The sequence below is a fragment of the Clostridium rhizosphaerae genome (assembly GCF_016765585.1).
Classification (GTDB): Bacteria; Bacillota; Clostridia; order Clostridiales; family Clostridiaceae; genus Clostridium_AT; species Clostridium_AT rhizosphaerae.
Window position 1 is genome coordinate 604,005 of sequence record NZ_JAESWC010000002.1, and the last position, 12,288, is coordinate 616,292.

The following is a 12,288-nucleotide window of genomic DNA, read 5'->3' on the forward strand; positions in this document are numbered from 1 at the left end:
CAAACTTTCAAATATGTATAGTCTCTGTGGAATAATAAATTTTTATTCCACAGTAGATTAGCTAAATATTATTTTATTATTAGAGATTTTCCAGTCATTTCTGCTGGAGACTCAAGTTCCATTGCATCAAGCATAGTAGGAGCTATGTCAGCTAATACTCCTCCTGACCTAAGTGCTCTGCCTTTTGCTTGCTTTGAAACATAAAGATATGGAACAGGATCTGTTGTGTGAGCTGTCATAGGTTCTCCTGTTGAGTAATCTATCATCTGCTCAGCATTTCCATGGTCTGCAGTAATAAATACTGTACCATCCTTTTCAAGTATCTTCTCTACCACTCTTCCAAGGCATACATCTACTGCTTCTATAGCTTTCTTAGCAGCTTCAAATACACCGGTATGTCCTACCATATCTGGATTTGCGTAGTTTAAGATTATCATATCATACTCATCTGTGTCAATTCTTCTCACAAGCTCATCAGTAAGCTCATAAGCACTCATTTCTGGCTGAAGGTCATAAGTTGCAACCTTAGGAGATTGAATTAAGGCTCTATCTTCACCTTCATTTGGAGCTTCAACTCCGCCATTGAAGAAGAAAGTTACATGTGCATACTTTTCTGTTTCAGCAATTCTAAGCTGTTTCTTGCCTAGTCTACTTACGTATTCTCCTATTGTATTAGAGTATGATTCAGGCTTAAAGGCAACAGTAACATTCTCCAAAGTTTTATCATATTGGGTCATGCACACATAATTTAAGTCTAAGGTTTCTCTTTCAAAACCATCGAATACTTTATCATTAATTGCTCTAGTAATCTCTCTAGCTCTATCTGGCCTAAAATTAAAGAAAATAACTGAATCTCCATTTTCTATTTTTCCAGTTGGAGCTCCATTTTCTATAATTACTGTTGGAAGAACAAATTCATCAGTCTTATTGTCATGATATGACTTTTCTATGGCTTCTGCAGCTGAATGTGCTGTTTCACCCTGTCCAAGTACAATAGCATTATAAGCCAATTGAACTCTTTCCCAGCGTTTATCTCTATCCATTGCATAGTATCTTCCAGATAAAGTTGCTATTTTTCCTGCACCAAGCTCTTTCATGTAATCTTCTAGTTCGATTATGAAATTCTTAGCAGAACCAGGCTGAACATCTCTTCCATCAAGAAAAGCATGAACATAGATTTTCTTTAGTCCCTTGTTCTTTGCTAATTTGATAAGAGCTTTTAGGTGATCTATGTGTGAGTGAACACCACCATCTGATAAAAGACCTAAAAGATGAAGTGAATTTCCAGTCTTTAAAGCTTTATCAACAGCTTCATTAAACTCAGTCTTATCAAAGAAATCACCATCTTCTATTGCTTTAGTTATTCTTGTCAATTCCTGATATATTATTCTTCCTGCACCTATATTAAGATGTCCTACCTCTGAATTTCCCATTTGCCCTCTTGGAAGTCCAACATCCATTCCGCTGGCACCAAGCTCTGTGTGAGGGTATTCTTTATAATATTTATCAAAGTTTGGCTTGTTTGCTGCAGCTACTGCGTTGCCATCTACTTTGTCTGATAATCCGAATCCATCTAGGATCATTAGCATAACTGGTTTCTTTGACATCATTTTTCCCCCTTAAAAATTGACTATTGCTGCGAAATCTGCTGCTACTAAACTAGCTCCCCCAACTAACGCTCCATCTATGTCTGATTTAGCCATCTGCTCTGCAATAGTTGAAGGCTTAACAGAACCGCCATATTGTATTCTTGTCTTTTCTGCTGTTTCTTTACCATATACATCAGCTACAACGCTTCTTATAAACGCTATAGTTTCATTAGCTTGATCTGAAGTAGCAGTCTTGCCAGTTCCAATAGCCCAGATTGGCTCGTAAGCTATTAGTATGTTTTCAACCTGCTCATTTGTAAGTCCAGCTAAATCAAGCTTTACTTGTCTTCCAATTACTTCTTCTGTTATGTTGGCTTCTCTTTCTTCTAAGGATTCGCCAACACAAAGTATTGGAACCATATTATGAGCAAAAACAGCTTTAACTTTTTTGTTAACTGATTCATCAGTTTCATTAAAGTATTGTCTTCTTTCGCTGTGTCCTATTATAACATAATCTACGCCCATTGCCTCAAGCATGTTTGGTGCAATTTCGCCTGTAAAAGCTCCTTTTTCTTCGAAGTAAACATTTTGAGCTCCTACTTTTATATTAGTTCCTTTTGCTGCTTTAACAACAGCATCAAGGGCTACAAATGTAGGACAAACTACAACCTCAGCTTTTGCATCTTTAACTAGTGGCTTTATTTCTTCAACAAAACTAACTGCTTCATCAATAGTTTTGTGCATTTTCCAGTTTCCAGCAATTATTGGCTTTCTCATAAAAAACACTCCTTGTTTTTTATGAAGAATTAAGAATGAATAATTGATGGATGAAAGTTCTATCAACATTCTTCATTCATCATTCTTAATTCTTCATTATACTTTTATTATATCATTTAAATCTTGATTGTAAACTCTAATTGATAATTATTATCTACTACTATTTATCATTAAGTGCAGCTATTCCAGGAAGCTCTTTTCCTTCCAGGAATTCAAGTGAAGCTCCACCACCTGTTGATATATGAGTCATCTTATCTCCAAAACCAAGGTTGTTAACAGCAGCAGCGCTGTCCCCTCCGCCTATTATTGTAGTAGCTCCTGATTCAGCCATTGCTTTAGCTACTGCCACTGTACCATCTGCGAAGTTCTTAAACTCAGCAACTCCCATTGGTCCATTCCATATAACTGTTTTAGCTTCTCTTACTGCATCTGCAAATAATTTTTCTGATTTCGGTCCAATATCAAGTCCCATATAACCTTCTGGAACGTTTTGGTCTTCTGTAATCTTAGCATCAACATCTGCATATTCCGGAGCAATTCTATTATCTACTGGAAGTAGTAATTTGACTCCTTTAGCTTTAGCCTTTTCCATCATTTCTTTAGCATAATCAAGTCTTTCTTCGTCAAGGAGTGACTTTCCTATTTCATAGCCTTGTGCCTTAAAGAAAGTATAAGCCATACCGCCGCCTATTATTAAAGTATCAACTTTATCTAATAGGTTTTCTATAACAGCTATTTTATCAACAACCTTTGCCCCACCAAGTATAGCACAGAAAGGCTTTGTTGGATTTTCAACAGCTTCCCCTAAAAACTTTAATTCCTTTTGTATTAAATATCCACATACAGCTGTATCAACAAACTTTGTTACGCCAACTGTTGAGCAATGTGCTCTATGAGCAGTACCAAATGCGTCATTTACATATACGTCAGCAATAGAAGCTAAGTCCTTAGAGAAAGAATCTTCATTTTTTCCTTCTTCTTTTCTAAATCTTGTATTTTCAAGAAGAATTACATCGCCATCTTTAGCACTAGCTACTGCATTTTTAGCATTTTCACCAACAACTTCATCATCAGCAGCAAATACTACTTCTTTTCCAAGCATTTCAGATAATCTCTTAGCTACTGGTGCAAGAGTTAAACTTGGATCTGGGCCCTTTGCTTTGCCTAGGTGAGAACAAAGAATTACCTTTGCGCCATGTTCCATTAAATATTTTATTGTTGGAAGTGCTCCGTTTAATCTATTTTCATCTGTGATTTTTCCGTCCTTCATAGGCACATTAAAGTCACATCTTACTAATACTTTTTTACCTTTTACTTCAATATCTTCGATAGTCTTTTTATTGAATTTCATAGTATTATCTCCTTTATATACTTAGTTTATTTATATGTAAAACTAAATAAAGGTCTGGGTTTATAGCCCTAACTACAAAACCAGACCTTATTTTTAATCTTTAAATTCTTATAATCGAATACTTAAATTACTTTAAGAAGTTAGCAAAGTGCTTTATAGTTCTAACCATTTGGCTAGTATATGAATTTTCGTTGTCATACCATGAAACTGTTTGAACTTGGTATAAATCTTCTCCGATTTTAGAAACCATTGTTTGAGTTGCATCGAATAATGAACCGAATCTAATTCCAACGATATCAGAAGATACTATTTCATCTTCAGTGTAACCAAAGGATTCATTTGAAGCAGCCTTCATAGCAGCGTTGATTCCTTCAACTGTAACATCTTTTCCTTTAACAACTGAAACTAAAATTGTTGTTGAACCAGTTGCAACTGGAACTCTTTGTGCAGAACCGATTAATTTTCCTTTTAATTCTGGAATAACTAATCCTATAGCTTTTGCAGCTCCTGTTGAGTTTGGAACTATGTTTACAGCTGCTGCTCTAGCACGTCTGAAATCGCCTTTTCTATGTGGTCCATCTAATACCATTTGGTCTCCAGTGTAAGCATGGATTGTTGACATTATACCGGATTGAATTGGAGCATAGTCGTTAAGTGCTTTAGCCATTGGAGCTAAGCAGTTAGTTGTACATGAAGCAGCTGAAATAATATGATCATCAGCTGTTAATATATCATGGTTTACATTGTATACAACTGTTGGAAGATCATTACCAGCTGGAGCTGAAATAACAACTTTCTTAGCACCTGCATTTATGTGTGCTTGTGATTTTGCTTTTGATACATAGAATCCAGTACATTCAAGTACTACGTCTACTCCAATTTCTCCCCATGGAAGTTTTGAAGCATCAGCTTCAGCATATATTTTAATTTCTTTTCCATTAACAACTATAGAAGATTCTTTAGCTTCTACTGTTCCTTCATATCTTCCTTGTGATGAATCATATTTTAATAAGTGTGCTAACATCTTAGGATCTGTTAAATCGTTGATTGCAACGACATCAAAACCTTCTGCTCCAAACATTTGTCTGAACGCAAGACGTCCTATTCTACCAAAACCATTGATTGCTACTTTAACATTTGACATATAAGTACCTCCTAAAATTTTTAAATAATATATTTTAATATAATTATTTGACTAAATAGTTAACATTATTAGTTTACTCTTTTTTACTAATAATATTTATAATTTCTCTAGCAGCTCCTTCATCAGTTATTAGTGTACTGTTTGATAGATTTTTCTCTGCAGAAATAATAGCTTCTGCTTTATTTTTTCCTGCTGCTACAGCTATGAGATTTTCTATGTTTTTTAAAGATTCACTGTCAACTACAATAGTTGATGTTGAACAAATAATCTGACCGTCCGCATTAAAATAATAACCAAAAGCTTCGCCAACCGCACCTTTAAATTTTAATTCATCTAATTTTTCAGTTGACAATCCTCTTCTTTCAGCCATCTTGTCTGCTCTGCCTATGCCATAGATAAGTATGTTTGAAATCATTATATTTTTAACAATTTCTTTAACATCACCTTCATTAAGCATAGCACTTAAAGCGTTATTGCTTAAATTATCAGGAATATGCAGCAGCTTATATGAAGCTCCCATCTTTTTAGCAAGGCTTGCCGCTAGACTATTAGCCTGAGTTTCCACACTGCTTCCCATACCTCCTCTGGCTGGTACAACAAGAACGTTATTAAGATTGTTCACCTTCGGCATATTGTCTATTACTTCTTTTATTGTTGAACCACCCGTAATAGCAATTATAGAATTATCTTTAATAAGTTCTTTTAAATATAGAGCAGCAGCTTTCCCAAGTTCAGTAAAAACAGTAACATCTTCATCTACATTTCCTGGAACTACAATTATGTTCTTTAATCCTAGTTTTTCTCTTATGTATTTTTCAATTTCAGAAAGTCCTTTAAGCTCATGAACGAAATCTTTAAGCTTATTGATTATTTCTTCGCCTTCCTTTGTTACGTTCATACCGGGAGTATTAATCTCAATTAAGTTTTGTTCTTTAAAAAAACTTATTTCTGTTCTTACTATTCTTTCTCCCAATCCCAGGTTGTTAGATAAAGTTCTTCTGCCTATAGGCTGATTATAGTATATTGTTCTTAAGATGTCATATCTTTTAAGAAGTATTTCTACATACTCGGGTACAATCTTCTGAGCAATTTTTAAAACGTCATGCAATAACAACACCTCTTTGGTCACTTAGCGTCCCAGTCATTCATTTCTTGTCCCACTTCTATTATAAATTAAATACTAATTTTTTTAAATTAGTATTTGAAAAAAAATTGTTAATAAAGTGTAAACAAATTAAAACCTTTTTCTTTTACTGGATGATTTGATATTCAATTCCTCTCTATATTTTGCTACTGTTCTACGTGAAATATTCATTCCTTTATTATTCAATATATCGCATATGTTTTGATCTGAAAGCGGCTTACCCTTGTCTTCATTATCAATTAATGCTTTTATTTCTTTCTTTATTATAGATGTAGATACATCTTCTATGTCAGTATTGGAGGAAAGACCAGTTGTAAATAAATCTTTTATTTTTATTGTTCCTCTATTTGCATTTATAAATTTATCTTTAATTGCTCTGCTTACAGTAGATTCATGCATATTTATGCTCTCAGAAATATCTTTTAGCGTCATTGGCTTTAGATAGTTTGCTCCGTATTCAAAATAATCTTTTTGAAGCTCCACTATTTTCTCTAAAACCCTATATATAGTGCTTTTCCTATGCTCGATACTTTTAATTAAAAAAAGTGCATTGTTAATTTTGTCTTTTATATATTCTACAGCTTCCTTATTGCTTTCTTCTTTAATAATTTCTTTATATCTATCATTTATATTAAACTTTGGCAGTAAATCATCATTCATTATTATATGATAATCTTGGCCTATTTTTCTTATATAAGCATCTGGAGTTATATACCTTACCTCATCTCCAGTATAGAAACCACTTGAAGGTTTTGGCTCTAAAGACTTTATAATATCCCCGTACCTTTGTGCTTCCTTTATTTCAATATTTAATGCTTTTGCTATAGAGGAATACTTGTTATCAGCTATATTTTCTAGATGTTCGTCAATTATTTCAATTATTTCTTTACTCAGCATATTCTTTCTTTTCAACTGAAGCTTTAAACATTCTTTGATATCTCTTGCAGCAATACCTGGAGGATCTAGACTTTGAACGAGATTCAAAGCCTCAATTGCCAATTCTTGTCTAATATTTAACTCGTTTGAAATATCGTCAATTCTAATGTCTAAGTATCCTCTGCTATCAATATTATCAATTATATATTCACAAACAATTTTAAGGTAACCCTTTACATATAAGTCAATAATCTGATTATATAAATACTTTTTAAGTGACATTTTTTCCGAAACGAAATTAAATGGAGATACCTCTTCATCCTCGCTTCTCTCATAATGATGCTGACCATATTTATCAAAATCTAAATATTTAACTAATTCTTTATAATCAACTCTATTTTTAACTTCTTCTTCCTTGTCAAAATAAGACTCGGAATATTCAAGCACTGGATTTTCCTGTACTTCCTTTTCAATTTGTTCCCGAAGTTCCTGACTTGACATCTGTAAAAGTTTAATAGATAGCTGCATTTGCTGGGTCATTATTAACTTTTGTTCCTGAGTTAAATTTAAATTAAAGTTCATTTCCATGCAATATCACCGCACTTTAGTTAGTTTTACTTTATTATATCATAAAATAACTTTAAAAAATAAAAACCTGCGCAAAGGCAGGTTGTATTTTTTATCTTTCACCCTTTTTGTAAGGAACTCCGTCATATAAAGGACCTTGAGTCTTTCCTACAAAGCCTGCAAGTACAAGCATTGTTAAAAGATAAGGGAAAGCAGCAAAAAACTCTCCTGGAATTCTCCATCCAAAAGTTTTTGCATATATTTCAAGTGCTTGAGCAAACCCAAACAGAAGACATGCAAGCATTGCATTCTTAGGCTTCCAGTTACCAAATATCATAGCAGCAAGAGCAATAAATCCTCTTCCGCTAACCATATTTTCTCTGTATAAATCCATTATACCTATAGAAAGTGTAGCTCCGCCAAGCCCTCCTAAAATTCCTGAAATAATAACTGACATATATCTTATCCCATATACGCTTATCCCTAAAGTATCAGCTGCCTTAGGATGCTCTCCAACTGCTCTTATTCTAAGTCCTATAGGAGTTTTAAATAAAACATAATGAGATACAAATACAAGTATAAAAGCAAGCCATACAAACCAATTTAATTCTTTCAAAACGACTCCTATAACTGGTATCTTAGCAAAGAACGCTGAAGGATATGGCAGTGAAGCAACATTACTTGTTTGCGATGGTGTTCCAAAGAAAGTGAACACTAAAAAACTAACTAATGCTGGAGCAAACACATTTATACCAGTACCAGATATAACCTGATCGGCCATTAAGTGTATACTTAAATATGCGTGTATCCCTGCAAACAAAACTCCTCCTAAAATACCAAACAATATACCAATAAGAGGGCTTTTTGTTAAATATGATCCTAAAACAGCAAAGAATGCTCCTGCCGTCATAATTCCATCTAGAGCTATGTTTACAACACCAGATTTTTCAGAAAACACACCACCTAAGCTAGTAAATACAAGAGGCGTAGCAAGTCTAAGTGTAGCAGCAATTAATCCTACTATAGCTAAAGTTGTACTATTCATTTAAAGCAGCCTCCTTTTTTCTTTTTTCAGCAAAATATTTAAACATATATTCCGCAGCAATAAACAGAATTACAACACCTTGAATTAAAGTTGATATAGTTTTTGGTATTCCGTAAAGCATTAACATACCTGAGCTTAAATTAAGAGCACCAAATAAAATTGCTGAGAAAATAACGCCTATAGGATTGCTCTTTGCAACTAGAGCAACAGCTATACCATCAAATCCATAATTAGGGAATCCAAACAACTGAATAGATTGATGCTGAACTCCTGCAATGTGTACTGCACCACCTAAACCTGCTATAGCTCCAGAAATAGCCATAGCCAAAATAATATTCTTCTTCATGCTTATTCCGCCGTACTCAGCAGCAGTGGCACTTAAACCAACCGCACGAATTTCATACCCAATCGTAGTTTTCCATAGTAAAATATATACAACAACCACCAATATCAATGCTATGAAAATACCAGTGTTAAGTCTATAATTAACCCCTAAAAAACGTGTTAAGTTTGCACTTTTTTGAATTAATTCTGTACTTGCACTACTTTGTTTATGGAATGGTCCCATAGTAAAATAATTTGATAAATGCATAGCTATAAAATTCATCATTATAGTATTAACAACTTCATTAGTTCCAAGCTTTGCTTTAAGATATCCCGGTATACCTGCCCATATAGCTCCGCCCACAATTCCGCCTAGTATAATTATGACTATATGAATTGGTCCTGGAATTCCAGGTATAAGTCCTAATAAAGAAGCTACAAGCATACCTATTATAAATTGTCCTTCAACACCTATATTAAATAATCCTGTTTTAAATGCTACAGCATGTGCCAGGCCTGTAAATATAAGAGGTGTAGCAAAAACTAATGTTTCTATAAGTTGACGTTTTTCTCCAAAGCTTCCCTTCCAAATTGATGTAAACAATAGGCTGGCAGAAGAAAAGAAGCCAGATTTTTTAGCCCACATTACAAAAAATATAGATATGAACAGCCCTACTACTACGGAAAGTAAGGATATCAACAACGCTTTTAAAGAATTTGTAAATCCATTGCTATTTTTTTTGGAATTCATTATTTATACCTCCTTGCTTCCCTTGTTTAAAGTTCCTCCAGCCATAAGAATACCAAGTTTTTGCTCGGTTGCCTCTTTAGCATCTAAAATGTCAACTATTTCTCCATCGTATATTACTGCAATTCTATCTGCAAGTGAAAGAACTTCATCAAGTTCTAAAGAAACCAGTAACACAGCTCTGCCGTTGTCTCTTTCTTCTACTAATCTTTTATGAATGTATTCGATTGCACCAACATCCAAGCCTCTTGTAGGTTGAGCTGCAATTATAAGTTCAGGGTCTTTCTCAATTTCTCTAGCAACTATCATTTTTTGCTGATTACCTCCAGACAATGCTGAAGCAGCTACATCTTCATTTGGAGTTCTTACATCATAATTTGCTATTAGTTTTCTAGCATGATCTTTTACCTTGTTATAATTCATTATGATTCCTTTAGCAAATGGCTCTTTATAATGTATACCTAGTATAGAATTTTCAGCCAAAGAATATTTTAATATCAAACCTCTTTTATGTCTGTCCTCAGGAATATGTCCAAGTCCAGCTTCTATTGCATCCTTTGGTGATTTTCCTGTAATATCTTTATTATTAAGTTCTATTCTTCCACTTGAAGATTTTCTAAGACCTGCTATAGCCTCTACAAGTTCCGTTTGTCCATTACCATCAACTCCTGCTATTGCAAGAATTTCGCCTTTTCTAACTTCCAAGTTTACGTTTTTAACTGCTGGAAGTCCTCTATGATCAAGTACATTCAAGTTCTCAATTTTAAGAGCAGCACTGCCAAACTTAGCTTCCTTTTTAGTTACTACTAAATTTACTTTTCTACCTACCATCATTTCTGCAAGCTCATCTATATTTGTATCCTTAGTATTAACTATATCAATTACTTTACCCCTTCTTATAATAGTTACTCTGTCGCTTAAACTCATAACTTCTTTTAACTTGTGAGTAATAAGTATTATAGATTTTCCTTGTTTAACTAAGTTTCTTAGTATTACACCTAGATCTTCAATTTCCTGTGGTGTTAAAACTGCAGTTGGCTCATCTAATATTAAAATCTCTGCACCTCTGTAAAGAGCTTTTAATATTTCAACCTTTTGCTGCTGACCGACTGTCATATCCTCAATTATTGCATTAGGATCAATATTAAATCCATACTGCTCAGAGAGTGCTTTAGTGTCCTTAACAGCCTTATCTATATCTAAGTTTAATCCTTTTCTTGTTTCGTGTCCAAGAATCATATTTTGTGCTACAGTGAAATTATGTACAAGCATAAAATGCTGATGAACCATACCTATACCAAGTTTTATTGCATCCTTAGGATTTTTAACATTAACCTTTTGACCCTTAATAAAAATATCTCCAGCTTCTTGTTGATAAAGACCATAAACAATATTCATTAGAGTTGTTTTACCTGCACCATTTTCTCCAAGAAGAACATGGATTTCTCCTTTATTTAGGTCAAAATTAACATCGTCGTTTGCTATTACTCCAGGGAATATCTTTTTAATACCTTTTAGCTCCAAAACTTTGTCCATGCCTTATCTCCTTCCTTTTGACTAAATAGGCTAGATGCTTTAACATCTAGCCAATTGCTTTAAACTTATTTAATTTCTACTGGTGTAAATTTAAGTAGGTCTGCTCTTGTTCCTGGAACTACTATTGTTCCAGCTTTTATCATGTCTTTTGCTTTATTTGCTAAGTCTGTTGCTTCTTTAGGAACTACTGGATTTATTGTTGGAGCTAATCCTACAGCATCCTCTTTAATTCCTAACTCAATATGCTTTCCACCATCAAATTTACCAGCTTGTAAATCTTTTATAGTGTTATAAGCTGCAACACCAACCTTCTTTTCCATTGAGAAAAGAATTTGATCTTTATATCCAGGTGCAGTAACAGCTTGGTCTGAGTCAACACCGATAGCATACTTATTCATTTCTTTAGCAGCTTTAAATACTCCTAGTCCTACACCGCCAGCTGCGTGGAATATAACATCTACTCCGCTGTTGTAAAGTGTTTTTGCAGCTTCATATCCTTTTCCTTGGTCATCAAAAGAGTCAACATAAATAGCGTTTGGTCCTGGAGTTTTATCATCTTTTGGCATTAATGCTTTTGCCATATCTTTATTAACTGAAGCTACACCAGCAACGAAACCAGATTCAAATCTATTAATAACGTCTCCTTCTTTTCCACCTATAAATCCAATCTTACCAGTTTTTGTAGTCTTAGCAGCTGCAACACCAGCTAAGAATGAACCTTCATGCTCTTTAAAAGTAACTGATAATATATTTGGATTTGCAACAACAGCATCAACTAACAAGAATTTCTTGTCTGTTGCTTGTTTTGATACATTGTCTATTGCCTGCTGCATCATAAATCCGCATCCAACTGTTAAATCAGCTGTGCTTGACATTGTCTTAAGATTTGGCTCATAAGCATCTTGTTGTTTTGATTCAATTGGATTAAGTGCTTCAATGCTTAATTCCTTAGCAGCTTTTTCTATACCTTCTCTAGCAGATTGATTGAATGAACCATCATTAACTCCGCCTTGGTCAGTAACTAAACCAACTTTTACTTTTGTAGCTGGTTTACTATCTCCACCAGTTGAAGGTGCCGGATTTTCTTTTGCTCCGCAGCCTGCAAATAAAGTTGTAATTACTGCAGCAGCTGCTAGCATTGATAGAATTCTTTTCTTTTTCATTAATAGTTCCCTCCCATTAATTTA

Annotated in this window: 10 protein-coding genes; all 10 read right to left on the reverse strand. The window is 34.0% G+C overall.

Features of this window, described 5'->3' with window-relative positions; genetic code table 11:
- Positions 1-68: 68 nt before the first annotated feature.
- Positions 69-1,607 carry a 2,3-bisphosphoglycerate-independent phosphoglycerate mutase gene (gene gpmI / locus JK636_RS06130; protein WP_202747934.1) on the reverse strand — a complete coding sequence of 513 codons (1,539 nt, stop codon included), beginning with the start codon at positions 1,605-1,607 and terminating at the stop codon, positions 69-71.
- 12 nt (positions 1,608-1,619) lie between these two features.
- Positions 1,620-2,366, reverse strand: coding sequence for a triose-phosphate isomerase (gene tpiA, locus JK636_RS06135; RefSeq protein ID WP_202747935.1), 747 nt, complete (start codon positions 2,364-2,366; stop codon positions 1,620-1,622).
- A gap of 160 nt (positions 2,367-2,526) precedes the next feature.
- Positions 2,527-3,717, reverse strand: a complete 1,191-nt coding sequence (locus tag JK636_RS06140) for a phosphoglycerate kinase (RefSeq protein ID WP_202747936.1) — start codon at positions 3,715-3,717, stop codon at positions 2,527-2,529.
- Between the two features lie 127 nt (positions 3,718-3,844).
- A complete protein-coding gene (gap, locus tag JK636_RS06145) occupies positions 3,845-4,861 on the reverse strand; it encodes a type I glyceraldehyde-3-phosphate dehydrogenase (RefSeq protein WP_202747937.1) in 1,017 nt (338 codons plus the stop codon).
- A 73-nt stretch (positions 4,862-4,934) separates the two neighbouring features.
- The gene (locus JK636_RS06150; RefSeq protein ID WP_202747938.1) at positions 4,935-5,969 is read right to left on the reverse strand and encodes a sugar-binding transcriptional regulator; all 1,035 of its coding nucleotides are present in this window, start codon (positions 5,967-5,969) and stop codon (positions 4,935-4,937) included.
- A gap of 126 nt (positions 5,970-6,095) precedes the next feature.
- A complete protein-coding gene (gene rpoN, locus JK636_RS06155; protein ID WP_202748766.1) occupies positions 6,096-7,463 on the reverse strand; it encodes an RNA polymerase factor sigma-54 in 1,368 nt (455 codons plus the stop codon).
- Positions 7,464-7,560: 97 nt separating this feature from the next.
- Positions 7,561-8,493, reverse strand: a complete 933-nt coding sequence (locus tag JK636_RS06160; protein WP_202747939.1) for an ABC transporter permease — start codon at positions 8,491-8,493, stop codon at positions 7,561-7,563.
- Positions 8,486-9,568, reverse strand: a complete 1,083-nt coding sequence (locus JK636_RS06165; RefSeq protein ID WP_202747940.1) for an ABC transporter permease — start codon at positions 9,566-9,568, stop codon at positions 8,486-8,488. The genes JK636_RS06160 and JK636_RS06165 overlap by 8 nt, the downstream gene beginning before the upstream one ends.
- A 3-nt stretch (positions 9,569-9,571) precedes the next feature.
- Positions 9,572-11,101 (reverse strand): ABC transporter ATP-binding protein, encoded by a 1,530-nt coding sequence (locus JK636_RS06170; protein WP_202747941.1) that lies wholly within the window; start codon positions 11,099-11,101, stop codon positions 9,572-9,574.
- A gap of 65 nt (positions 11,102-11,166) precedes the next feature.
- A complete protein-coding gene (locus JK636_RS06175) occupies positions 11,167-12,264 on the reverse strand; it encodes a BMP family lipoprotein (protein WP_202747942.1) in 1,098 nt (365 codons plus the stop codon).
- Between the last annotated feature and the right edge of the window lie 24 nt (positions 12,265-12,288).